The organism is Microcoleus sp. Pol17C6, assembly GCF_036701145.1.
GTDB lineage: Bacteria > Cyanobacteriota > Cyanobacteriia > Cyanobacteriales > Microcoleaceae > Microcoleus.
Genome location: NZ_JAUBQH010000002.1, coordinates 24,075 through 50,180, shown reverse-complemented (window position 1 = coordinate 50,180; position 26,106 = coordinate 24,075). Strand labels below are relative to the sequence as shown.

The following is a 26,106-nucleotide window of genomic DNA, read 5'->3' as shown; positions in this document are numbered from 1 at the left end:
GCAACGAGACAGGATTTTTTTATCCCACTAACAAACTTTCCTCAGCATACTTAAAAGACCTGGGTTTTGGGTCGCCGAATGCAGCACTTATCAGCAGCAGCACCCCAACCCGACCTATGTACATTGTAGCAATCAAAATCAACTTACCGATCGCTGAAAGCGTGGGTGTAATCCCAGTGGAAAGACCGACCGTGCCAAAAGCTGAAACTGCTTCATACAGCGCTGCGATAAATTCTACTTGGGGATTGGTCAGCTCGATTAAAATTGCAGATGTGAACGCGACCAACAGGGAACCGAAGACTACGCTAATGGTTTTCAGAATCATGGGTGGCGGGATTTGACGCTGATAGCACTCCACATCTTCCTGGCCTTCGATAACTGCTGTGGTACAGCAAAACAATAGCCTAAAAGTTGTGGTTTTGATTCCGCCGCCGGTGCTGCCAGGACTGGCGCCGATAAACATCAGCGCGATGGTCAGAAATAGCGAGGCTTCGGTCATTTGGCCAATGCTAATTGTATTGAACCCCGCCGTGCGGGGAGTAACAGATTGAAACCAAGCTGCCATCAGCTTTTGAGGAAAAGTTAGAGAGCCGAAAGTGTTTGGGTTGTCGTATTCGAGTACCAAAAAGGCTAGCGTTCCTAAAATTAAAAGGACAGCCGTTGTAGTAGTAACAACTTTGAAGTTCAGGGAAAAAACTGTGCAGATAGGGCTTTTGTTGAAGCGATCGCGCAGCCACAGGTACATTTCCATAATTACTTGATAGCCAATTCCTCCAAATATGATTAAACCACTGACTGTGAAGTTAACCATAGGCGAAGTGATGTAGCCGATCAAATTATCGGAATAGATGCTAAAACCGGCGTTGTTAAACGAATTAACACTGTGAAATATAGCCGACCACACACCCTCTTTAAATCCGTATTGGGGGACGAAAACCGTCATCAGCAAAAACACTCCTGTTAATTCAAACAAAAGCGTTGTTGCGAGAATTGACTGCACGAGTTGTACTACGCCGGCTAGCCCGGATTTGTCGAGAGATTGTTGCAGGGCAACTTTGTCTTTCAAGCCAAAGCGGCGGCCCAATAACAGCAGCAAGAAAGTCGTGGCTGTCATGTAGCCCAAGCCTCCTATTTGCACCAGTAAAACTAGGCAAAGTTGCCCCCAAAAAGAGTAATATTTTCCGACATCCACAACCGACAAGCCTGTGACGCAGACAGAGGAAGTAGAGGTAAACAGTGCTGTTATTGGATCGCTCCAAGTTCCATCAATTGTGGAAAAGGGCATCATCAGTAATAGAGCACCTGTGAGGATGACAGCGAGAAAGCCCAAAGCAATGGTTCGCGAGACAGTCATTCGATTTTAGATTTTAGATTTTAGATTTTAGATTTGACAGGGAACCCACAAATCGATTTAAGATTTGAGGTTTGAGAGGGAACCCACAAATCGATTTTGGATTTGAGGTTTTAGAAGGAACCCACAAGATCGATCCTCGGGCTTGAAATCAGGACATCTCTGTTTGGCGAATGCCGGAGACCGATCGAACTCAATCGCCAACTTCTATGACAACAGCGGGAAAATAACGGTAGAATTCCTTTAATAACTTGCGATTCGGCGATGACATCAACACTTTACCAGCAAATTCAGCAACTTTACGACGCTTCTAGCGGTTTGTGGGAGCAGGTGTGGGGCGAACATATGCACCACGGTTACTACGGCCCGGATGGCAATTTGAAAAAAGAGCGCCGACAGGCTCAGATAGATTTGATAGAAGAACTGCTGGCTTGGGCTGGAGTACCGTCAGACAAGACACTGTGTGAATCTTACCGCATTCTCGATGTCGGTTGCGGGATCGGCGGCAGCACGCTGTATTTGACCGAAAAGTTTAGTTCTATCCCTCAAAATAATTTAAAGTTGGATGGCGAGGCGGATCAAAATTATAGCCGATCGCCCGAACTAAATAAAACGAGCGCTAGCGTTACAGCGACCGGGATTACTCTGAGTCCGGTACAGGCCAACAGAGCGACCGAACGCGCTAAAATTGCTGGCCTAGAAAGCAATGTGAATTTTTTGGTGGCCGATGCTTTGAATATGCCTTTTCCCGACGAGTCCTTCGACTTGGTTTGGTCCCTCGAAAGTGGCGAACATATGCCCGACAAAATTAAGTTTTTGCAGGAATGCTGCCGCGTGCTCAAGCCGGGAGGAACTTTGATTTTGGCAACTTGGTGTCACCGCCCGCTGGGAGAAACGGCGGGAGAATTAACTGATGAAGAGAGAAAGCAATTGGCAGAAATTTACCGAGTTTATGCTTTGCCTTATGTGATTTCTTTGCCGGAATACGAGGAAATTGTCCGCAGTTTACCTTTGACAAGTATTCGCACCGCTGATTGGTCAAAAGCTGTTGCTCCTTTTTGGGATGTGGTGATCGATTCTGCTTTGACTCCGAGTGCTATTTGGGGTTTGCTAACGAGCGGTTGGACGACTATTCAAGCAGCACTGGCTCTCGGATTGATGAGCCGTGGATATCAGAGCGGGCTGATTCGTTTTGGGATGATTTGTGCTGTAAAATAGCAGGCATATATCAGAGAAGTTTTGAGTGTTGAGTTGATGAGTAAGGTGTGCATTGCACACCCTAGATAATATTATTTGTTTGGTGCGGGTGTGAGATTTATGAGCAATGATTCAATTGGCAAGTCTTGGATTGATAAAAATGGCTCGGCTCCGCAAAGCTGGGTGAGGGCTTTTTGGGAGTTTTCTCGGCCGCACACAATTGTGGGTACTAGCTTGAGTGTATTGGCTTTGTACGCGATCGCCCAAAGTGCACCGCTGTTTGTGAATCCTGTATTTGGGCCCCTAGCTTTTGCCTGGTTGGCTTGCATTTGCGGCAATATTTATATTGTGGGATTGAACCAGTTAGAAGATGTTGAAATTGATAAAATAAATAAGCCGTATTTGCCGATTGCCTCGGGAGTTTTTTCTCGGAAAACCGGGGAATTAATTGTAATTGCAACGGGGATTATAGCAGTTTTGACTGCTGTTTTGCAAGGCCCGTTTTTGCTGGCTACCGTTGGCGTTAGTTTGGCGATCGGGACTGCTTATTCTCTGCCCCCAATTCGCCTGAAGCGGTTTCCTTTTTGGGCGGCGCTGTGCATTTTCACGGTGCGGGGCGCGATCGTAAATTTAGGGTTATTTTTGCACTTTAATTGGGTGTTGGGTTTGGGAAGGGCGAAAAGCGCTTTTTCTGGCTGGAGTTTGGAGAGTTTGTCTTTTGACATTCCTGCGGAAGTTTGGGTGCTAACGGTTTTTGTTGTGGTGTTTACGTTTGCGATCGCCATTTTTAAAGATATCCCCGACATGGAAGGGGACAAGCAATATAATATTACTACGTTTACGATTGAGCTGGGCAAGCCGGCCGTCTTTAATTTATCTCGCTGGGTCTTGACGGTTTGTTATTTGGGCGCGACTTTGGCGGGTGCGATCGTATTGTCTAATGTTAATTTAGTGTTTTTGGCAGTTTCTCATTTGGCGGCTTTGGGTTTGATGTGGTTTTGGAGCGCGAAAGTTAATTTGGACGATAAAATAGAAATTGCTGCATTTTATCAGTTTATCTGGAAGTTGTTTTTCTTAGAATATCTGATTTTTCCTGCAGCTTGTTTGTTGGGGTAGAAGTTCGGCAACGGATTCTGTAACGGATGTAACGGATGTCAGGAAGAAGGAAGTTCGGCAACGGATTCTGTAGCGGATGTAACGGATGTCAGGAAGAAGGAAGTCGGAAGAAGGAAGAAGGAAGAAGGAAGAAGAAAAGGGAAAGAATGAAGGAAGAGTTAACAAGTTAGAACAATTTGGCAATTACCAGTTAGCGAACTCCCAAACAACCAAGACAACTATGGCTTCTCAAAAAAAAATTCGGAAATCTGCCTGCAAACTGGGTGCCGAAGACTCTTTGAAATTAGCTTGGGAACATCACCAAGCGGGCCGTTTGTTAGAAGCTGAGAAATTGTACCGGCAAATAATAGAAGTACAGCCGGAATCAGCAAACGTGCTGTGTTTGTTGGGAATAGCGGCGAGACAGCAGGGAAAAATTGCAGAGGCGATCGACTTTTACGAACGGGCGATCGCCCAAAACCCCGATTTTGTAGAAGCACATTTAAATAAGGCTAATGTTTTGCTGGATGTAGGGCAATATCAAAGGGCGATTGCCAGTTACGAACAAGTCATCAAAATCCAGCCAAATTCCGCACTCGCTTACAATAATTTGGGCTGGGTAAAACAGCAATTAGGGGAAATAGACGCAGCTATTTTATATTACCAAACAGCGTTGCAACTCGACCCCAACCTGCCGGAAACAGCGCACAATTTAGGACATTTATTTAAACAAAAAAAACAGTTAAACGAGGCGATAACTTATTACGTCCACGCTTTAAAGATTAATCCAAATTTGATATATTCCCTGATGGGATTGGGAACAGTTTTGCAACAGCAGGGGAAATTCGCCGAAGCTTTCGACTGCTACCAGCAAGCTCTAAAACTAGAACCCACCAATCCCGAAGCTCACAACAATGTAGGAGCATTTTACCACGAACAAGGCAATGTAAAAGCCGCAATATCCTACTACAGACAAGCATTAAACTTAAAGCCAGATTTCGTGGAGGCTATTAACAATCTCGGACACGCTTTGGTCGATTTGGGAGAATTTCAAGAGGCTTTTTCTTGTCACAGTCGAGCCTTGGAATTGCAGCCAGACAACGCCACAGCCCACCTGGAATTCGCCTTAACTTTGCTATTGTTCGGAGATTTTCAGCGCGGTTTTGCTGAATACGAGTGGCGGTGGCGCACTCCGCAACTACAACCGAGGCAATTTAAACAGCCGGTTTGGGATGGTTCAAATTTGCAGGGAAAAACTATTTTACTCCACGTCGAGCAAGGCTTCGGCGATTCTATTCAGTTTATTCGCTACGCGCCGATTCTTCGCAGCCGAGGGGCTAAAGTTATGGTGGCTTGCTACCCCGAACTGATGCGGTTGTTTGCGACAGTTGCTGGTATTGAATATTTATCAGTTAATCTTGAAGGTTTGCCAGAATTTGATGTTCACGCGCCGCTAATGAGTTTGCCGCGAATTGTCGGGACAACTCTGGAAACAATACCGGCAAATGTTCCTTATTTAGCTCCGCCTGCTGAGTGCAAGTTTGCGCTTTCTTCTGATGCAAAATTGAAGGTAGGGATTGTTTGGGCGGGGAACCAGAAGCGCCGGAAAGACAATCAGCGTTCTTGCAGCTTGAGCGATTTTATTCGATTTTTGGATGTTCCGGGGATTGCTTTTTATAGTTTACAAAAAAACTTGTCCCTGAGCGATCGCACTTTGTTGAACCAACACTTAGTGCCGGATTTAACTCCGCATTTGAACGACTTTGCTGATACCGCTTCGGCTATATCTCAACTGGATTTAGTCATTAGTGTCGATACGGCTGTGGCGCACTTAGCCGGTGCTTTAGGAAAACCGGTTTGGGTGCTGCTTTCTTTTGCTCCTGACTGGCGTTGGCTGCTGGATCGTGAAGACAATCCTTGGTATCCAACTGCGAGGCTTTTCCGCCAAAGTCAGCCGGAAAGTTGGCAAGAATTGTTTGAGGAAGTGCAGGCGGCTTTGAGTTCTTTTGCGATCGCCAATACTGCTAGTTATTCCGAGGATTCTGCCAAAGATTCGCTTGACTTCGTTTCACTCGCAATGAGTGCTAATCATACGGCTTCCCTCGATTATGTGGCGCTCACAATGACAGGTGCAAGCGTAGTTCAAGAGAGTAAACAAATATTTGTGATTGCGAGCGAAGGGTTAGCAGAAGGCTCCGCAGCTAAGCAATCGCAGGGGATTGAGACATCGGTTGCGATCGGAACTGGCGGGGAGAGTTTGGTTGTTTTAGAGGATTTATTGCGGCAAGCAGAGCATTTAATGGAAACAGGCGATAGGGAAGAGGCGATCGCCATTTACGAACAGATAATATCTCTTGACCCAAGTTGCGTCCAAGCGCGGATTAATTTGGGTTTTCTCAAGCAAGAAAACGGCGAAGTGGACGCAGCTATGTCGCATTACCGAGAAGCTTTAGCGCTTAATCCCAATATTCCTCAAACATCTTACAACTTGGCAAAGATTTTTGAGGAACAAGGTCAAGTGGAAGAGGCGATCGCACATTACGAACAAGCTCTTGTCGCTGAACCGAATTTCGTACCCGCACTGATTAATTTAGCTGTGGCGCTGCAAGAAAAGGGGGGACTTTTCAGGGCTAGCGAGCTGTACCGACGAGCGCTGGAAATTCAGCCGCATAGCTGGGAAGCTTACAACAATCTAGCAACAGTTTTGCAAGAACAGGGCAATTTAGAAGAGGCGCTGGAGTATTATCACAAAGCTCTGGAATTGCTGCCGGATTTTGTGGAAGCTATCAACAATTTAGGCAGGACGTTTCTGGAAAAAGGCGCGGTAGAAGATGCGATATCCTGCTACAGACGAGCAATTCATTTAAGTCCAGATCATGCTAGCGCTCACCTGAATTTGTCCTTGGCTTTGCTGTTGGTGGGAGATTTGGAAAATGGTCTCGCCGAATACGAGTGGCGCTGGCAAATTAAAGAATTTCACACTGGTCACTCGTGTTTTTTGACAGGGCCGGATAATACTGTTTCGGCGAGAGAATACCGGCCGCTATGGGACGGTTCTGATTTGGTGGGAAAGACGATTTTGCTGCACGCCGAACAAGGTTTAGGCGATTCGCTTCAGTTTATTCGCTACGCTGCGATCGTCAAAAATAAAGGCGGTAGGGTCCTTGTGGGCTGTTACCCGCAATTGCACCGTTTATTTGCAACGGTTGATGGCATTGATTTGCTAATAGTTAAAGGGGAGCCACTGCCGGAATTTGACGTGCAAGCGCCGATGTTGAGTTTGCCGTATGTTCTCGGTACAAAGCTGGAAACAATACCGGCAAATACTGCTTATTTATCTCCGCCTGCGGGTGCTGAATTTACGCTTGGGCCCGATCGCACTTTGAAAGTTGGCATTGTCTGGGCGGGGAATCCAAAACACCGCAAAAACAAGCAGCGTTCGTGCAGTTTAAGCCAGTTTCTGCCGCTTTTGGACGTCGCGGGGGTAAGTTTTTACAGCTTGCAGAAAGAGGTTTCCGAGGCCGAGCGGGCGCTGTTGAATCAAACGTCGATCGTAGATTTGAGCCCGCATTTTGGCGATTTGGCCGATACTGCTGCTGCGATCGCCAAACTGGATTTAGTCATTAGTGTCGATACCGCTGTCGCCCATTTGGCGGGCGCTTTGGGCAAACCAGTGTGGATTTTGCTGGCGTTTTCGCCGGATTGGCGGTGGCTGTTGGAACGTGAAGATAGTCCTTGGTATCCCACGGCGCGGCTGTTTCGCCAGCATCAGCGGGGCGACTGGGAGGACGTTTTCGATCGGGTGGCGGAAGCTCTAGGCGCGGTGGCTGCTGCATTTGTGCCGTCGGATTCGGCGGATACAGAGTTTCGGTTGGGCGTGGATTTGCAGCAGCAAGCCGATTTGGGCGGTGCGATCACTTGTTATGAGCGAGCGATCGCAATCGATCCTAATTACGCAGCCGCCTACAGCAATTTAGGCGTTGTCAAACAGCAAACGGGCAGGCTAACAGAGGCGATCGCGCACTACCGACAAGCCCTAGCAATCGACGGGCATTTGGCGGAAACTGCCAGCAATTTGGGTAGCGCGCTCGCGGAAGCAGGAGAGACTGAAGAGGCGATCGCAGAATATGAGCGGGCGCTGTCTTTAAACCCGAATTGCGCGGAAGCGCTGATTAATTTGGGGCTGTTGCGGGAAGAGCAAGGGGATGTGGCGGAGGCTATAAGCTGCTACGAGCAAGCGATTCAAGTCAATCCAAATTGCGCGGTGGCTTATTTGAATTTGGGAATTGCTTTGGAGGAACAAGGGGAGGAAGCGGGCGCGAATTACGAACGGGCGATCGCGAATTACGAACGGGCGATCGCGATCGATCCAAATTATGTGGACGCCCTGCACCATTTAGCATACGCCTCGATCCGACAGGGCAAAATTGACCGCGCCATCGCATACTACGATCGAGCTCTGGCGCTGCAACCGGATTGGGCAAAAACTGATCTCGCTTTCGGGAGTTCGCTGTCTAGCCCAGATAAGTTGGATGAGGATTTAGCTGTTTGCCAGCAAGCGATTCAGGCATTGCCAGCCAGTGCACAGGCTCACTGCAATCTGGGAATTGTCCTGCACAAACAGGGCAAAATTGAAGATGCGATCGCCTGCTACGAGCAAGCTTTGATCCTGAAACCCGACTTTCCACAAGCTTTGAACAATCTCGGCAAAGCTTTTGAGGAAGCGGGAAAAATGGCAGAGGCGATCGATTGTTACCGTCGGGCGATCGAACTCAAACCCGGTTATATCACTCCCCTCACCAGTTTGGGAAGTGCTTTGCACGATCGCGGCCAAGTTGCAGATGCTCTCACCTGCTACAGCCAAACAGTTAAGTTCAATGTCGGCCATCCTGAATCTCACCTAAATTTAGGTTTAGTTTTGCTGCTGGCCGGCGACTTTCAGCGCGGTTTTTGCGAGTACGAATGGCGACTCTTAGTTAAAGAAAAACAGTTCCGATCCCACAACTTTATTCAGCCGCTTTGGGATGGCAAAGATTTGCAGGGAAAAACTATTTTGCTTTGCCCGGAACAGGGTTTAGGCGATGCAATTCAGTTTATCCGCTACGCAGATTTAGTCAAGCAAAAAGGCGGCAGGGTAATTGTTTGGTGTTTGCCGCAGTTGCAGCGCTTGTTTGCACAAGTTTCGGGAATCGATGGGTTAATAGTTAATCCAGAGGATGCGCCGGATTTTCAAGTGCGCGCGCAGCTCATGAGTTTGCCTCACCTTCTGGGAACAACTTTAGAAACTATACCCGTCAAAGTTCCTTATTTAGCTCCGCCGCCCGGTTGCGAATTTACTCTCAATCCAACTACTAATTTGAAAGTAGGGATTGTGTGGTCTGGAAATTCTCAATACTCCCAAAATAAGGTGCGATCGTTTCCGCTAAATTTGTTCACCAAAGTGTTAGATATTCCCGGAGCAGATTTTTACAGTTTGCAAAAGGAAATGACAGCAGACGATCGCGCTTTGTTAAAGCAAATGGCCGTAACAGATTTAAGCTCTTATTTGCACGACTTGGCGGATACCGCGGCGGCAATCTCGGCTCTGGATTTAGTAATTTCTGTCGATACTTGTGTGGCACACTTGGCTGGTGCTTTGGGCAAACCAGTGTGGATTTTGCTGTGTTTTGTGCCGGATTGGCGGTGGATGTTGCAACGCGAAGATAGTCCTTGGTATCCGACGGCGCGCCTGTTTCGCCAGTCTACAGCGGGAGATTGGGAAGGAGTTTTAGAACAAGCTAGTTTGGCGCTCAGAAAAATAATTTCTCAGCATCAGGAATCTCAACCACTAATAGAAGCTCAGCCCTATGTTGACTTAGCTCAAGAACAGTTCAATTGCGGAAATGTTCTGAAAGCGCAAGGTAGATTGTCGGAGGCGATCGCTTGTTTTAAAAAGGCTTTAGTTTGGCAGCCGAATTCGATCGAAGCCGCCACGAATTTGGCAGTGACGCTGCACCAAACAGGCGATTTAGCCGAAGCTGCCACCTATTATCAGCGCGCGGTCGAAATCGCTCCGAACTGCGCTCAAGCGCACAATAACTTGGGTATTTTGCTGCAATATCAAGGCAATATACCCGATGCTGTATCTTGTTTTCAAAAGGCGATCGCCCTGAATCCGATTTACGTCAAAGCTCTCAACAATCTCGGCGCGACACTCCAGCAGCAGGGCGAGTTGCAGACTGCGATCGCCTGTTTTCATCAAGCACTTTCTGTCAATTCCAATTATGCGCCAGCGCTGGTAAATTTGGGTGCGGCAATGCAAGCAAAAGGTCAGTTAGCCGAGGCAGAACGCCTTTACGAGCGTGCAATTGAAGCAGAACCCAACAATCCTAAAGGACACTATCACCTGGGAACGTTATCCTTGGGTGCTGGCAAAATAGAACAGGCAATTTCTAGCTTGGAACGAGCAATATCTTTGAATCCGAATTATCTAGAAGCTCTCACTAATTTAGGCAGTGCAAATGAACAATTAGGAGACGTAAATCAAGCAATTTTTTGTTACACTAAAGCTCTAAAAATTGATGAAACTTGTGTTAAAGCTCACTTCAATTTAAGCTTAGTATTACTGCTAACTGGGGACTTGCCGCGCGGTTTAGCAGAATACGAGTGGCGCTGGCAAACAGAACAAGCGAAAAAATTGCAAAGGTTGAATTTTGACCAACCGATTTGGGACGGTTCAGATTTGAACGGGCAAACTATTTTACTCCGATCCGAACAAGGTTTGGGCGATGCCATTCAATTTGTGCGATACGCGGCAATTGTGCAGCAAAAAGGCGGCAAAGTAATCCTTTCTTGCTATCAAGAACTGAAGCGTTTATTTAAGCAGATTCCTGGGATTGAACAAGTGGTGGTTCGGATGGATGAATTGCCGGAGTTCCAAGTGCAAGCACCGCTGATGAGTTTGCCGTATATCCTGGGAACAAATTTAGACAATATACCGGCCAATGTTCCTTATTTAGCTGCGCCGCCGAATTGGCAATTTTCTCTAAATTCCGATGGTCAGTTTAAAGTTGGGATTGCGTGGGCGGGAAGTGCGGAACATTTGAAGGATTTTCAGAGATCGAGCGATTTAAGCTACTTCCTGCAATTGTTAGATATTCGCGGTGTAACTTTTTACAGTCTTCAGAAAGAAATGTCGGCTGGCAATCGTACTTTGTTAACTCAAATTCCAGTGATAGATTTGAGCGACAATTTGAACGATTTTGCCGATACTGCGGCGGTGATATCGCAACTCGATTTAGTAATTTGCGTGGATACCGCTATCGCGCACTTAGCAGGTGCTTTGGGTAAACCCGTATGGATTTTGCTGTGTTTTATGCCGGATTGGCGGTGGATGTTGGAACGCGAAGATAGCCCTTGGTATCCGACGGCGCGACTGTTTCGGCAGCAAACACCGGGGGATTGGGTGGGAGTTTGCGATCGCGTAAAAACTGCCTTAAAACACCTAATCTCTAATCGTTCCCCGGCTGTGCCTGGTAACGGATATCCCCAGGCTTCGCCTCGATTTTCCTTATCGCCCGCACAGGTACAATTTCACATAGCAAATGCTTTACAAAAACAAGGTAAACAAGCAGAAGCAGCCGCTCGCTACGAACAAGTCATTGCTGCCTCACCCAGCCACGCAGAAGCCCACAGTTGTTTAGGTGATATCAAACAGGAAAACGGGCAAATAGCCGAGGCTATTGCTCATTACCAAAAATCGCTAAAAATCAATCCCAACCAGGCTGAAACTAACTTATACTTGGGTACCGCCCTCGAAGAACAGGGACAAGTCGCAGAGGCGATCAACTTCTACAATAAAGCAATTCAACTACGTCCCAACTCGCCAAATTGGCGCTTGAGACTAGCCTTCGCTTTGCTCTTAACTAGAGATTTGAAGCGTGGTTTTGCGGAGTACGAATCGCGCTGGCAAGCTGAACAATTGGATCAAAGCTCTTTTGAGCAACCGCTTTGGGACGGCTCTGATTTGCAGGGAAAAACAATTTTACTGCACCCTGAACAAGGTTTTGGCGATACGATACAGTTTATCCGCTACGCGCCTTTAGTTAAGCAAAAACGTGGGAAAGTTATTGTTGCTTGTCATGTCTTGCTGAAGCGTTTATTTGAAGGAATTGCCGGAGTCGATCGAGTAGGAGTCAGACCGAGCGATTTGATAGATTTTCAAGTGCAAGCCCCCCTGCTAAGTTTGCCCAGAATTCTGGGAACGACTTTGGAAAATATACCGGCAAATATTCCTTATTTAGCTCCGCCACAGGATTTTAAATTTTTCCTAGAGCCGAACAATAAACTAAAAGTAGGTCTTGTGTGGGCGGGCGGCCCGCTGCACCGCAACAATCATCAGCGCTCGTGTAAATTGAGCGATTTTGTGAAATTTGTAGATGTTCCGGGAGTGAGGTTTTACAGTCTTCAGAAAGATTTGTCAGCGGGCGATTCCCTACAGGATAGCTGCGCTTCACGCACTTTATTAAATCAACACCAAATTGAAGATTTGAGCGAACATTGCGTTGATTTTGCCGACACAGCAGCAATTATTTCGCAACTCGATTTAGTAATTTGCGTAGATACTGCTGTGGCGCATTTAGCCGGTGCTTTGGGCAAACCCGTCTGGATTTTGCTGTCTTTTGTTCCCGATTGGCGCTGGATGCTGGAACGCGAAGATAGCCCTTGGTATCCCACTGTGCGTCTGTTTCGCCAGCAAAAACCGGGTGATTGGGATGGAGTGTGCGATCGTATAAAAGCAGCCTTGCTAGATAGGGCGGGCACGGGGGCACCGCCCCTACAATCTACTCGTTCCAATACTCAGCCTGGTAACGCAGATTCTGATACTCCGCCTCAAATCCAACCCCCAGAAACTCCCCCACAAATTACCGGAATCGGCATTAGTTGGCCCCTCAGCATCACCAGCGGCTGGGGAATTTACGCCATGAATTTAACACTACAACTGCGGCAAAATCCCGCCTGGGAAGTTGCACTTTTAGCACCGCCATCAATCACCTCAGATTCAATGAATCCGCTGCATAAATCGCTGTTGTTACCTGTAATTGAAAAGCACAAAATTTTTCAGGAATTAGTAGCAGCAAATTCCGACAAACAAATCAGTTGTAATTTTCCCGTACTTTATGCTTTGGGGAATAATTTAGCATCCTCTGGAGTTGACAATCAAATTACCAGCGCTTGTCAAATAGGAGTCATATTTTTTGAAGACACACGAATCACAGCAGAAGCACTAGAAACAGCCAAAAAATATCGCGTGATTGTCGCCGGTTCTAACTGGAATGCCGATGTTTTGAGAAGCCGCGGCTTGACTAATGTGGCGATGGTATATCAAGGAATTGACCCAACAATTTTCCATCCTGCACCCAAATCTAATCTATTTGGCGATCGCTTCGTCATTTTCTCCGGCGGCAAACTGGAATATCGCAAAGGTCAAGATATTGTAATTGCTGCTTTCAAACGATTTCGCGCCAAACATCCAGAGGCTTTGTTACTAACAACATGGCACAATTTTTGGCCTCAGTATATGTTAGGAATCGAACAAACCGGAAACGTTGCCGGACTTCCCAATATCAACCGCGACGGAAGTTTAGAAATTTCCCAATGGTTAGTGGCTAATGGTTTGCCAGTTGACTCTTTTATCGACATTGGGTTAATTCCCAATCACCTCGCCGGACAAATTTTGCGAGAAGCCGACTGCGCTGTTTTCACCAACCGCTGCGAAGGTGGCACTAATTTAGTCGCGATGGAAAGTATGGCCTGCGGAATTCCGACTATTTTATCAGCAAATACTGGTCATTTAGACTTGATTTACAGCCACATTTGCTATCCTTTATGGAGTCAAGGACGAGCTAAACTTACTGCTCCTTTTTCCGGTGTAGAAGGTTGGGGAGAGTCTGAGGTTGCAGAAGTTGTCGATGCTTTGGAACAAGTTTATACTAATCGCGAAGAATCAAAACGTCGCGGTTTAGCTGCGGCTAATTTTATGCTGGATTGGACTTGGGAAAAACAAGTTAAGCGTTTTTTGGATGTGATTGCCGATATGTAGATAACACTAAAGTCCTGACTACAAACTTTCTGAAATTTGTTCGTAGTAAAGACTTTAGTCCGTATTAAAAAGATTAATTTGCGAGTGATACCAATAGTTTGTTAGCACTGTTTACACTTTCAATATCGTATAGTTCTGGATTGTAAGAAACAATTTGTGCTACCAATTTGTGATGATATTGTTGAGCAGTTGCATTCCTAGAACCATGAACGCTACGATAATTAAGAACTATTTCTCTCGTTCCCAAAAAAGGAATCCTATGTTTGTGACAATTAACCCAAAATTCCCAATCCTCATAACCTTCTTTCATCTCTGCTTTGTAACCGTTGACCAAATTCCAAACTGATTTGTGATACAATGAAGACGTGCAAATCATATTAGATTGTTTAATTTTTTTAGGTGAATATAAATCATAACTGGGTATTGTGTGATTTTCATTGCCGCCAAAAAGTTGATAAGAACCAAATGCTACGCAAGGTACTTTGGATTTTAGACATATTTCTAAAAGACAAATCAAGGCATTTGGAGCTAAAATATCATCGGCATCTAAGGGCATTATGTATTCGCCGTTTGCTGCCGATATGCCAGTATTTCTAGCCATTGATATCCCTTGATTAGCTTGTTCTATTAGCCTCATTTGATGCTGAGGATTTGCTGCTATCAAATTTTTGGCTGCTGTGCTAGTAGTATCTAAGCTGCCATCATTGACAATGATTATTTCCCAATTTTTGTAAGTTTGATTGATAACGCTAGTTACTGCTTGCGACAAAAAATGAGCTTGATTGTAACAGGGAATAATCACAGATATCAAAGGTTGACTTTCAAGCTGTGGCGACGCCGCAATTTGCGGGACGCTTTCAGGATGGTTTGAATGTGAATTTTCGCTAGGATTTCGAGCCGCTTGTAAGCCGTAAAAATAAATCTTTGGATGAACAATCGCTAATAGATTTAAATCGGTATTTTGATACTCATTTACTAACCTGGGATATTTCGAGAAGTATTCTTCTTTGACAAAAATTAAGATATTCTGAGCGTACCAAGGCTCTACTTTTTCATTGTTCCAGATTTTTTTTCTCAAGCAATCAATGACTGCAAAACCATTTTGCTCAAAGTAATAAGCCCAATATTGTGGCCACTGTTCGTTAACGTGTTCGACACCGCCTTGAAATGGTATTGCTGCTGAAAACAAAATTACTGGTGCTAGTTTAGTTAGAGAATTAACAAATTTTTCCGCACAGGTACTGGGTAAATGTTCCGCAACTTCCAGAGAAATTGCCAAATCAAACTTTCTTTCTACTTGCAGCGGTTGCTTTAAGTCGTAAGACTTGAACTGATTTAAAGGAATTTCTAAAAGAGTGCGATCGACATAATCGCCATCTATTCCTAAACAATCAGCAATTCCCAACTTGTGAAAAGCCGCTAACCAGCTTCCCGTACCGCAGCCCACATCCACCACACTTTTAGGTAAAGTCGGTTGCAGCAATTCTAACAGCAGGGGAATAATTTCTCTAGCAGAACTGCGACTTCCTTCTCCAATTAATTGGTGACAATCTCTTGTATAAGATGACTGTTGGTTTTGATGGGTTTGGTTTGCTCTTTGAGAATTAATTGTCTCTAAACTGCTAATATTGTAACCGTGCAAATGTGCTGGCAACTGCCAGGATATATTGGGGTCGGGTTGATGTTTTACTGGCTCGACATTGCCCCGCCAAGCAGCACCCATAATTTGCATTGTTTGATATACTACCGTTTGCCATCCCCTTTGCTTCAAGTAATCTAAACCTTTACCCACATCGGGAGCGGTTAAATCGTGAAATAAAATTATTGCATCTTCCTCAGCCAATTTTTCACACGCAATGGCATCATTTAACGGCCCATCACCTCCGTGTTCTCCGTCAATGAAAATTAACGACCATTTGCGGTTGAATTGAGCGGAAAATTCTTCTACTCTTTGGGGGCTGTAGCCTGGTATTAGCTCGACTGATGTTTGAACGCCCGACGCATTTAGAGCACCTTGAATTGAGTCGATTACGCTTTGTCTGATGTCTTCTCTTTCTAACAGCGGATCGACGACATCTAATGCAACTCCCGCGAGCGCTAAATGACAGGCTGACCAACCCAGCCAGCAACCTATTTCTAATGCTTTTTTACCTTTGAATTGCAGGGCTGTATTGTAAAGAATGTGGGCTTCGTCGCGATTCAAAAACCCGATGAATGGATAGCGCTTGTCTGCATACCAATTATGCGGAATTTCCCGGCGCAAGTAAGGCCAGTTACTCGCATTTGGATCGGCAATAATCATATTGGGGAAATAGGAGTCAGGTATAATTATTTGGAACCCTGGCGAAACGTAATCCCCTGGTTGTAATAAATTATTTTTGCTAAGTTCAGGTTGTTGGTAAGTCATTTTGGGTTCTTGAAATATTGGTATTGCTTCCTGTTTTTTAGGTTGATAACGGACGCTAATTTCCAGTATATCGCCGTCAGTTGCCATCAATTGTACTCGGTCAAACTGCTGGCGGCCAGCTAAATGCAAAATGCCGATCGCCTCCTGTGGCAAGTAAGGCTCCACAAAACAGCCTCGCTGCTTGTCCCAAACCGGAAAACCGTTGAATATCCAATTGCACCAAGCTGGGAGCATTTCAGTGAGATTGAACAGTTCGCCACTGTAAACAGCGAGGTTGAGGGCAAATTGATCTGTCATGACACAGCCGGATCTTTGCAATCCTTGATTAATTTTTTCAGCCCATATTTCCCAGTGGGAAGTATCTTTTCGGAGTGCGAAAACTCCGGCATTTAATATTGGATAACTGTAGAACTTTTTAGCAATTTCTTCACCAAAGTTAGCTTCATATTGTTGATAAACCCAGTGCCAAAACTGAGGAAGTTGCCCGTACTGCTGCAAGCTCGCCCTGTGAACTTCGGGAACAATTGCCAGTCCCCGGCGCGATGCTCCTTCAACCAACAAATTAATGGCTCTCCAGTCTTGAACCCAAGCATCCGCATCAATCCAAAGGTATATATCAAAATTGGGAAAGTATTTTCGCAAACAAGGTCTAACTAATAGTCCTTTTAAATGTTCGGGAGATTCATTTCTGCCAGGAAAGTCAAAGTCCCAATCGGGCTTTTGAATGATATTAACTTGTGTTTCCAGCCACTGCAACTGTTGGGGAGTGCAGCCGAGATCGAAAAAGCCGATCGCCACATTTTCACCCTCTGGTTTTTCCCGCACCGATAAAATAGTACCTTGCACCAATTCAAAGTAATTTGCATCGGCGGCGGTGATGATGATAATCTGCATAAATAGCTTTTATTATACAATCAAACTGCTGAGTATAACGTAGGGTGCGCCTCGGCGCGCCTTACTATAGTGTAGGGTGCACCATGCGTACCTTACTATAGGCTAGCAATATTCATAAAACTATACTATCGAGGAGGAATTGTGAAAAACCAAAAAGGGAAAGTTTATCTAGTCGGTGCGGGGCCCGGAGATTGTAACTTGATGACAGTGCGATCGCACAAACTGCTATCCCAAGCCGAAGTCTTAATCTACGATGCTCTCATCGACATCCCGCAACTCGAATTAATCCCAGCAACTTGTCGGAAAATCGAAGTCGGGAAACGCGGTGGCAAACCTTCTACCCAGCAGCAAGAAATTAACCGTTTGCTGGTAGAAAATTGCCAACTCGGAAAACAAGTGATCCGTTTAAAAAGTGGCGATCCGTTTATTTTTGGTCGTTCTAGTTCCGAAATTCAAGCATTAATCACAGCCGGCTGCGAGTTTGAAGTAATACCCGGAATATCCTCCGCATTAGCCGCACCTTTACTAGCAGGAATTCCCCTCACAGATCCGGTAATGAGTCGCTGTTTTGCAGTGATGAGCGCCCATGAACCGGATGCTTTGGAATGGGAAGCATTAGTGCAGATAGAAACTTTGGTAATATTGATGGGAGGGCGCAATTTAAGCGAGATAATTTGGCAATTGCAAAAGCACGGACGATCGACCGAAACTCCGATCGCCATTATCCGAGATTGTGGCCGCCCCGAACAGCAAATTTGGCTCGGTACTCTCTCCAACATTGTACAGCAAACAGCAGGTCAATCTCTGTCGCCTTGCGTGATCGTAATTGGGGAAGTAGTTAGATTGCGCGAATATTTAATCCAGCCAGAAAGCACAAATATGATCGATACACCAGTCACCGCTAACAACAGCAAATTGCCACTAGCAGGAAAAACCATTTTAGTCACGCGATCAGTTTCTCAGTCGGCTGAATTTAGCGATCGACTCCAGCAACAAGGAGCCCGCGTTATCGAAATGCCCGCCTTGGTAATTGGGCCGCCGTCCACTTGGGAACCATTAGACAGTGCGATCGCACAATTGTCAAGCTTTCACTGGTTAATTCTCACTTCCCACAACGCTGTAGACTGCTTTTTTCAACGATTACAAGCAAAAGGCAAAGACGCCCGGAGTTTGTTTGGTATTAAAATCGCAGTTGTCGGGAAAAAAACAGCAGAAAGTTTGCGATCGCACTCTCTACAACCAGACTTTATTCCCCCCAACTTTGTCGCCGATTCCCTAGTAGAGAACTTCCCCGATAACTTGCAAAACTGCAAAATCCTATTTCCCAGAGTAGAAAGCGGCGGCAGAGAAGTTTTAGTTAAAGAATTCACCGCCAAAGGAGCGCAAGTAATAGAAGTGCCAGCTTACCAATCTTGCTGTCCAGAAAATATTGATCCGATCGCCCTATCCGCACTCCAAAATCAAGCCGTAAATATCATAACATTTGCCAGTTCCAAAACCGTACATAACTTTTGCAATCTCATACAAGAAAGCCCAAAATTGTCCCTCTCTAAGGATTGGTTGGAAAACGTTTGCATTGCCTCCATCGGCCCGGAAACTTCCAAAAGCTGCCAAAATTTATTGGGTAAGTTAGATGTGGAAGCTAAGGAATATACCTTGGATGGGCTGACTGAGGCGATCGTTGAATGGGCACAAGCGAGGTTGTAAAATAGTTGTACGATCATTAGGAGGAAAGAAACATGACCGCAAAAGACCAACTTCTTCAAGAACTCGACCAAGTGCCAGAACCCTTGCTGCTGAAAGTGCTTGAATTTGTCCGTTCCTTAAAGACTGAAGAAGAAGAACAACAAAAACTAGAAGCCAAAGCATGGCAGGCATATCTAGATTCAGAACGCGAAAGAAAGGAGGTTTATCGTCGCCTTGCCAACTCCTAATTTTGTCAGCAAAAGTATGGTTGTCAATATCCACGTCAGACAGATAGAAAGATTTGGTGGCACTCCCGGCGTCAGAGATGAAGGCTTGTTAGAGTCGGCTTTGGCTCAATCGCAAGCAACTTTTGGCGGTCAATTTTTGCATCCGACAATTGCCGAACAAGCTGCTGCTTATCTCTATCACATAGCGATGAATCATCCGTTTATTGACGGTAATAAACGAACGGCTTTTGCCGTGACAGATACCTTTTTACGTTTAAATGGTTGCACTCTAAATTTGACGGACGATGGAGTATATGATTTAGTCATGGGAGTCGCACGGGGAACCATGACTAAGGAAGAACTAACCACCGAGTTTGAGTCATATATTATTGAGTTTTAATAAGTAAGTTGGGCAGCCTTCATGGAGATTAAGTAAGGTACGGCGTACTCACCCTACATGGAAATAGCGAATCGCGGAACAAAAAAGCGAGTAAAATTATCACTAAAGAACAAAGCCGAGCTCCTTTGCGTCAAATCAGTAATAAAACTAAACAAAAAAAAGCACAAACCGCCGATCGCCCTTTCTTCCCCAAATCCCGCTACCCAACTACTAATTAGCAATAGCCATGAATATAAATTTTTCTCGTTACGACACCTTAAGCACCCTGCTAGCAGGAACTACCGCAGCCTTAACTATAGTCATCAGCCAAAGTGCGATCGCCAAAACTCCCCAAGAAGTCGCCAGCATTGCTGGGCCGCTGACTGTACAAATTAACAGTTCCCTCGGAGACGGTTCTGGGGTAATTATTGCCAAAACAGGCAAAACTTACACAGTTTTAACAGTCAACCACGTCGTAGAAAAAGCAGACGTGAAATACACCGTTCGCACGTCTAAAGGCAAAAACTATCAAGCAACCTCCGTCACCCGTTTGCAAACCGCCGAAACTGACCCGGATTTAGCCGTAGTCAAATTTGAAAGTCCCGAAGAATATCCAGTCGCGACGATCGCCGATTCCGATCAAGCCGTCATCGGCACTCAAATCTTCGTTTACGGCTATCCCGCTACGGGCGGACTTTTCGGCGCTGAACGAGAACCAGAACTCTCTCCCGGACTCGTTACCAGTCGCCCGGGGAACCGCCCGGAAGGTTACACTTTGCGGTATCAGGCCGTAACTTGGAGCGGCATGAGTGGCGGTCCAGTTTTTGACTCCGAAGGCCGAGTCATCGGTTTACACGGACAAGGGGAATTCGGTTTTGCTCAAACCAGTTCCGGCGAAGTCGCCCCGATTAAAACGGGATTTAACGCAGCAGTTCCCATCAATACATTTATCGCCAAGCTAGTGGCGGCGGGAATAAACAAATCCGAGTTGAAAGTAGACAATACTCCCGCAAATCAAGGCCCCGTATCCACCGCCAATCCGCAAGACGCCCAAGCTTATTATTTTCGAGGACTTTCGCGGTTAGATCAAGACAATCCTTCGGGGGCGATCGATGATTTCTACAAAGCACTCTCTTTCAAACCCAACTACACTCCTGAATTGCATTTCAACATCGGCAATGCCCGCACTCTTCTCGCCAGCATCGAGACAACCCGCGCGCCCAGCGCTATGGAAGCATACACGCAGGCGATCAAAGCCAATCCCGGTTTTGCCGACGCCTACTACAACCGAGCTTTAGCTTACCTTGAAAACAACAACAAACCGCGAGCAATGGCCGACTTTCAAAAAGCAGCAGAACTTTACAAGCAAGGCGGCCGAACAAGTGCGTATCTAGACGCGCTCAGCAGAATCAAACAGTTGCAATAAACTTAGCCTTTAAAAGTTTAAACATCAAAATGAAGCTATTCATTTTGATGTTTGAATTTCCAACTAGGGTAATTAATATAATCAGCAACTACCATGAACTTAAATTTTTCCCGTTTCGACACCTTAACAACCTTGCTAGCAGGAACTACGGCTGCCCTAACCATAATCATCAGCCAAAGTGCGATCGCCAAAACTCCCGAACAAGTCGCCAACATTGCCGGGCCGGTGACAGTGCAAGTTAACAGTTCCCTAGGAGACGGTTCCGGCGTAATTATTGCCAAAAACGGCAAAACTTACACAATTTTAACAGTCAACCACGTCGTCGAAAAACCCGATCTCAAATACACAGTTCGCACCTCCACAGGCAAAAACTATCAAGCAACCTCTGTCACCGGGCTGCAAACAGCCGAAACAGAGGCGGATTTAGCCGTAGTCAAATTTGAAAGCCCAGAAGACTATCCAGTCGCGACGATCGCCGATTCTGATCAAGCCGTCATAGGCACTCAAATCTTCGTTTACGGCTATCCCGCTACGGGCGGACTTTTCGGCGCTGAACGAGAACCCGAACTCTCTCCCGGACTCGTTACCAGCCGCCCCCGCAACCGCCCGGAAGGTTACACTTTGCGGTATCAGGCCGTAACTTGGAGCGGCATGAGTGGCGGCCCAGTTTTTGACTCCGAAGGCCGAGTCATCGGTTTACACGGACAAGGGGAATTCGGTTTTGCTCAAACCAGTTCCGGCGAAGTCGCCCCGATTAAAACGGGATTTAATGCAGCAGTTCCGATCAATACTTTTATGGCGAAACTGGCGGCGGCGGGAATGAACAAATCCGATTTGAAAGTAGACAATTCTCGCCCCACAGCAGTTCCCCTATCCACCCTCAACCCAAAAGACGCTGAGGCCTTTTATTTTCGAGGACTGGTGCACTTAGATGAGGGATCTACTTTCGAGGCGATCGAGGATTTCAACAAAGCACTCTCTTTCAAACCCAACAACACCCCGGAATTGCATTTCAATATTGGTAATGCCATCACCATCGCCAGCACTCCCGATACACGCACTAACCCGATTCCAGCATACACGCGGGCGATCGAAGCCAATCCCGGCTTTGCTGACGCCTACTACAACCGGGCTCTAGCCCGCCTCGAAAACAACAACAACAAACCGCAAGCAATTGCCGACTTTCAAAAAGCAGCAGAACTTTACAAACAAGGCGGAAGAACGAGTGCGTATCTAGACGCGCTCAACCGAATCAAGCAATTGCAGTAGAATTAGAAGTTAAGAATTAAGAATTAAAAATGACTAATCCCATTTTTAATTCTTAATCAAGTTCCTACAAACAGCAGGTAAATCACGATGACTGCTATCACCTTAAACCTCAACTCCCTGATCAAACTAACTTCCGAACAGTTTTATCAACTGTGCGAAGAAAACCCAGACTTGAAACTTGAACGGAACGCCAACGGAGAATTAATTGTCATGCCACCAACCGGAGGAGAAACAGGGAAACGCAACTTAACAGCAGGGGCTCAACTCTGGACGTGGAACGAACAAACCGAACTCGGTGAAGCCTTTGATTCCTCAACAGGATTTACTCTGCCCAACAAAGCCGATCGATCTCCTGATGTCTCCTGGGTAGAAAAATCCCGCTGGTCAGCTTTGACACCCGAACAAAAAGACAAATTTATCCCCCTATGTCCTGATTTTGTAATCGAGTTGCTTTCTCCGAGTGACAGCTTGAAAAAGACTCAGGAAAAAATGCAAGAATATATGGAAAATGGCTGCCGTTTGGGTTGGCTGATTAACCGGAAAAAACGCGAAGTTGAAATTTATCGCCCCGGTCAAGATGTAGAAGTTTTACAATCTCCTCTCACCCTTTCTGGGGAAAATGTTTTGCCGGGATTTGTTCTCAATTTGCAAAAAATTTGGAATTAGCAGAATTCAATTTTGAGTTATTATATCATCTTCAACAAATAAAATAACCGTTACCATTTCCTAGTGAGGAATGCAAGTCAGAGCGAGTTGGATCGGGAGGGGAGCATCTCATATTTGTAAAAACACTTCTTCTGGCTCCTTCCTTCTTCCTCTTTCCTCGCAGCAAGAGAGCCTGGCAGCAAGAGAGCCTCAAAACTCCAATTTCTAGCTGGGCTGCTTTCATTGAGATACTCCCTAGCCACTTCTTAGATCACTATACAGCAGTTCTCAATAAAGTGAGATATGCCCTATGCCCTATGCCCTATGCCCTATGCCCTATGCCCGCTTATCAAACGTGCACCTCATGTTACTGAGAAAGGCTAGAGCTTCTTTGTCCTTAAACTCGATCGCTAAACTGGATTCGGGAGGAGAGGTCGAATTAACTCCATAATTTGGTCATACTTAAAGTTATTGATAGAATCAATTAGCGAACTGGAAAGGGTTGAGTTAGATACGGGAATTTGTTTGATTAGCTCGTTCATGACTTCAGGATCAACATAGTAGGCAGCTTGATACATTTGTTCTAACCACTGAGAGGACATCACGGCTATATCTTCGGGAGATAAAAAATCAACCAATTGTTTTTGGGAATCTTTTTCTACAACTGTGTAGATGTACTCTACTCCCAAGTGTTGAGCGAGTTTGTCAAAGACGAGCCGTTCCTGAAATGGCTTGCTCATAAAGTCGTCACAACCAGCCATAAGAGCTTTCTCTCGATCTTCTTCAAAAGCACTGGCAGTTAAAGCAATAATGACAGTCTCTTGTCCATGAGGGTGTTCTCTAATGCGTTTGGTAGCTGTATAGCCATCCATGATCGGCATTCGTAGATCCATCCAAATCAGGTGTGGGGACCAACTTTCCCACAGAGATAGTGCTTCCACTCCCTGTGTTGCTTGGCGCACCTCAAAACCGACTGAGGTAAGGAGTTTGACCAATAAGCGGCGATTTTCCTCCACATCTTCAACTACAAGGATGCGGTAAGTTGGTTGTCCTGGATCTATACCAATCACTCTTTGTTTAAGCAATTCTGAGGGAACGCAGACTGCTTGAGGTAACTTTACCCCAACTTCAAAGTAAAAAATGCTGCCCTGATTCAATGTGCTTTGAACCTGAATCTGACTACCCATGAGTTGGACAAATCTTTGGCTGATAGCTAGACCTAGACCAGTACCTTGATTCAATTTATTCCCAGCTTCAGCTTGCACGAACGCCTTAAATAAGCTGTCAACTTCTGTTGGAGCAATTCCCACTCCAGTATCCTCAATTTCAAAACATAGGCGACAGGAAGTTTGGTCGCTCTGTTCTGATCTTACTCGTAAGGTGACGCTTCCTTGATTAGTAAACTTAATCGCATTACCGAGCAGATTGACTAAAACTTGATACAGTTTTTTCTCATCAATATGCACAAATTGAGGAAGATTGGGATCTCGCTCGACAATTAGTTTCAATCCTTTCGATTGGGCTTTAATTTGCAACATTTCTTCAAGAGAAATCAGCAAAAACTTTAGGTCAACGTCAGAAAGAGAGAGTGTCATCTGTCCGCTCTCAATTTTAGATAAATCTAAAATGTCGTTAATCAATTCCAATAAATGTGTGCCGCTACGATTGACGACCGCCAGATCTTTTTGGAGTTCGGGAGTCAGAACAGGATCGTAACTCATCAATTGCGTAAATCCCAAAATAGCATTGAGAGGAGTACGGAGTTCGTGGCTCATATTGGACAGGAACATACTTTTGGCTCGGTTTGCTGTTTCTGCTGCTTCTTTAGCTTGCTGAAGTTCCAACTCGGCTTGTTTGCGATCGCTAATGTCAATTAAATATCCCAAGATTTCCACTGGTATACGTGCACGATCTCGAATTAGTCTGAGTTGACCGAGTATCCAGCGATAAACCCCATCTGAGCGACGTAGACGGTATTCATGGAAATAAAAATCATTGACGAATAGATTGGCTAAGCCATTAAGCACTCGTTCTCGATCATCTGGGTGTAAGTTATGCACCCAAAAATCAGAATATTCTAAAAACGCAATGCTTTCATAGCCCAATACATCTTTGACATTTTCGCTGATGAACGTTGCTCGATAATCGCCACCAGGTTTACAGCTAAAAATAACTACCGGGCTGTAGTTCAGGAGAAAGTTGAGGCGATTTGTGGTAGCCTGCAAAGCCTGCTCAGCTTGTTTCAGCTCTGTTGCGTCCTCCTGAACGGCAACATATACGGTTCCATATTCAGGATGCTCAAACCTAGAAGTATGAACCCTGCACCAAAAAAGTCTTCCATCTTTTTTCTTATTGTAGACTTCATATTGTGCTTCTCCTTTCTGCTCAATTTGAGCGACAATATCTAGAACGCTGGCGTCTGGTGTAATCTCTCTATCGACATAATTCAAGATACCAACGGGTTGACCTGCGAGTTCGCCATCTGTGTAGCCAAACATAGCGTCCAATTTAGGATTGGTGTAGACGATCGTGAGATCTCAGGCTTTAATTAAACACACTCCACCTGCCATGTTATTCATAATAACACTCTGAAGTTCTAGCGTCTTTTGAGCTTCTTTTCGAGCGGTAATATCTTGGATTTGAGCAATAAAATGCAGTGGATTGCCCTGTTCATCTTGTACTAGGGAGCCATCAAGAAGAATCCAAATTATATGTCCTTGTTTATGGAAATACCGTTTTTCCAGTTGGTAAGTTGAAATTGTTCCTGCTAATAGCTGATGTACATAACTAAGATCCAGGTCTAAATCGTCAGGATGGGTAATGTCTTGGAAAGTTAACGCTAACAACTCTTCTGAGGAGTAGCCAAGAATCTGACATAAGGCAGGATTGACTTTCACCCAGTGCCCATCAAGTGAAACGATCGCCATTCCAATTGACGCATTTTCAAACGCATTGCGAAACTGCTCTTCACTGTTTCGTAAAGCCACCTCAATTTGTTTGCGTTCGTTTTTAGCCCGCTTGCGCTCATTTATCTCCTGTTCTAAGGCTTGATTTGCCGTAATAAGTTGAGCTGGACTAGGTAAAGCTAAGGCTGATGGAATTAAAAACACTAGCTCAGATGCAGTATATATAGAAATCAGAGCAGTAATAGCTTTAAGTCCTCCAGAAAGCCAATAAGTAGGAAACCAAAGCGTCCAAATATCCATAATATGAGTTGTACCACAGGCAATTATGAAAGCGCCAAACAGAAAAAATACTTTCTGAAATGGAGTATCTTGCCGCTGTCGCACAAAGTAGATTAGCATGATGGGGATGGAGTAGTAAGCTAAAGCGATTAAACCATCGGATAAAATATGTAATCCTACTAAATTTGTTTGCCAGAGATAGCAGTGACCATGAGGAATGAATCCTCCTGTCTCAAAAAATTGTGTAATCATATCTAACCTGCA

At 45.4% G+C, this 26,106-nt stretch carries 11 protein-coding genes and 1 pseudogene; 9 read left to right on the top strand and 3 right to left on the bottom strand.

All coding sequences use genetic code 11. The features are described from left to right. Positions 1-19 precede the first annotated feature (19 nt). Positions 20-1,354 (bottom strand): TrkH family potassium uptake protein, encoded by a 1,335-nt coding sequence (locus tag QUA25_RS01430; protein WP_333034997.1) that lies wholly within the window; start codon positions 1,352-1,354, stop codon positions 20-22. Positions 1,355-1,615: 261 nt separating this feature from the next. Between QUA25_RS01430 and QUA25_RS01425 the strand changes: the two genes are divergently transcribed. The 3 genes from QUA25_RS01425 (at position 1,616) to QUA25_RS01415 (ending at position 13,724) form a co-directional block, all read left to right on the top strand. Further along, positions 1,616-2,569 (top strand): methyltransferase domain-containing protein, encoded by a 954-nt coding sequence (locus QUA25_RS01425; protein WP_333034995.1) that lies wholly within the window; start codon positions 1,616-1,618, stop codon positions 2,567-2,569. Between the two features lie 99 nt (positions 2,570-2,668). Then, on the top strand, positions 2,669-3,664 hold the full coding sequence (locus QUA25_RS01420; protein WP_333034993.1) for a homogentisate phytyltransferase: 996 nt from the start codon (positions 2,669-2,671) through the stop codon (positions 3,662-3,664). Between the two features lie 85 nt (positions 3,665-3,749). Continuing rightward, positions 3,750-13,724: a tetratricopeptide repeat protein gene (locus QUA25_RS01415; protein ID WP_333034991.1), complete on the top strand. Its 9,975-nt coding sequence runs from the start codon at positions 3,750-3,752 to the stop codon at positions 13,722-13,724. A gap of 73 nt (positions 13,725-13,797) precedes the next feature. On the opposite strand, the gene QUA25_RS01410 is transcribed toward QUA25_RS01415, so the two are convergent. Next, positions 13,798-17,025: a glycosyltransferase gene (locus QUA25_RS01410; RefSeq protein WP_333034990.1), complete on the bottom strand. Its 3,228-nt coding sequence runs from the start codon at positions 17,023-17,025 to the stop codon at positions 13,798-13,800. A 141-nt stretch (positions 17,026-17,166) separates the two neighbouring features. On the opposite strand from QUA25_RS01410, the gene cobA reads away from it, so the two are divergent. The 6 genes from cobA (at position 17,167) to QUA25_RS01380 (ending at position 22,678) form a co-directional block, all read left to right on the top strand. Beyond that, a complete protein-coding gene (gene cobA / locus QUA25_RS01405) occupies positions 17,167-18,732 on the top strand; it encodes a uroporphyrinogen-III C-methyltransferase (RefSeq protein WP_333034989.1) in 1,566 nt (521 codons plus the stop codon). Positions 18,733-18,764: 32 nt separating this feature from the next. Continuing rightward, positions 18,765-18,959: a DUF2281 domain-containing protein gene (locus QUA25_RS01400; RefSeq protein ID WP_333034987.1), complete on the top strand. Its 195-nt coding sequence runs from the start codon at positions 18,765-18,767 to the stop codon at positions 18,957-18,959. A gap of 16 nt (positions 18,960-18,975) precedes the next feature. Next, positions 18,976-19,338, top strand: a complete 363-nt coding sequence (locus QUA25_RS01395; protein WP_333034985.1) for a type II toxin-antitoxin system death-on-curing family toxin — start codon at positions 18,976-18,978, stop codon at positions 19,336-19,338. A gap of 226 nt (positions 19,339-19,564) precedes the next feature. Continuing rightward, positions 19,565-20,743: a tetratricopeptide repeat-containing serine protease family protein gene (locus QUA25_RS01390; protein WP_333034983.1), complete on the top strand. Its 1,179-nt coding sequence runs from the start codon at positions 19,565-19,567 to the stop codon at positions 20,741-20,743. A gap of 93 nt (positions 20,744-20,836) precedes the next feature. Beyond that, a complete protein-coding gene (locus QUA25_RS01385; RefSeq protein ID WP_333034981.1) occupies positions 20,837-22,012 on the top strand; it encodes a tetratricopeptide repeat-containing serine protease family protein in 1,176 nt (391 codons plus the stop codon). An 87-nt stretch (positions 22,013-22,099) separates the two neighbouring features. Then, positions 22,100-22,678, top strand: coding sequence for a Uma2 family endonuclease (locus QUA25_RS01380; RefSeq protein WP_333034980.1), 579 nt, complete (start codon positions 22,100-22,102; stop codon positions 22,676-22,678). 389 nt (positions 22,679-23,067) lie between these two features. Here the strand turns inward: QUA25_RS01380 and QUA25_RS01375 are convergent. Continuing rightward, positions 23,068-26,094 (bottom strand): annotated as a pseudogene (locus tag QUA25_RS01375) (PAS domain S-box protein). Positions 26,095-26,106: the final 12 nt, after the last annotated feature.

Excerpts from the sequence above, each read along its gene's own strand:
- QUA25_RS01430 (WP_333034997.1), bottom strand. The coding sequence starts at position 1,354 with ATGACTGTCTCGCGAACCATTGCTTTGGGCTTTCTCGCTGTCATCCTC.
- QUA25_RS01425 (WP_333034995.1), top strand. The coding sequence starts at position 1,616 with ATGACATCAACACTTTACCAGCAAATTCAGCAACTTTACGACGCTTCT.
- QUA25_RS01420 (WP_333034993.1), top strand. The coding sequence starts at position 2,669 with ATGAGCAATGATTCAATTGGCAAGTCTTGGATTGATAAAAATGGCTCG.
- QUA25_RS01415 (WP_333034991.1), top strand. The coding sequence starts at position 3,750 with ATGTCAGGAAGAAGGAAGTCGGAAGAAGGAAGAAGGAAGAAGGAAGAA.
- QUA25_RS01410 (WP_333034990.1), bottom strand. The coding sequence starts at position 17,025 with ATGCAGATTATCATCATCACCGCCGCCGATGCAAATTACTTTGAATTG.
- QUA25_RS01400 (WP_333034987.1), top strand. The coding sequence starts at position 18,765 with ATGACCGCAAAAGACCAACTTCTTCAAGAACTCGACCAAGTGCCAGAA.
- QUA25_RS01395 (WP_333034985.1), top strand. The coding sequence starts at position 18,976 with ATGGTTGTCAATATCCACGTCAGACAGATAGAAAGATTTGGTGGCACT.
- QUA25_RS01390 (WP_333034983.1), top strand. The coding sequence starts at position 19,565 with ATGAATATAAATTTTTCTCGTTACGACACCTTAAGCACCCTGCTAGCA.
- QUA25_RS01385 (WP_333034981.1), top strand. The coding sequence starts at position 20,837 with ATGAACTTAAATTTTTCCCGTTTCGACACCTTAACAACCTTGCTAGCA.
- QUA25_RS01380 (WP_333034980.1), top strand. The coding sequence starts at position 22,100 with ATGACTGCTATCACCTTAAACCTCAACTCCCTGATCAAACTAACTTCC.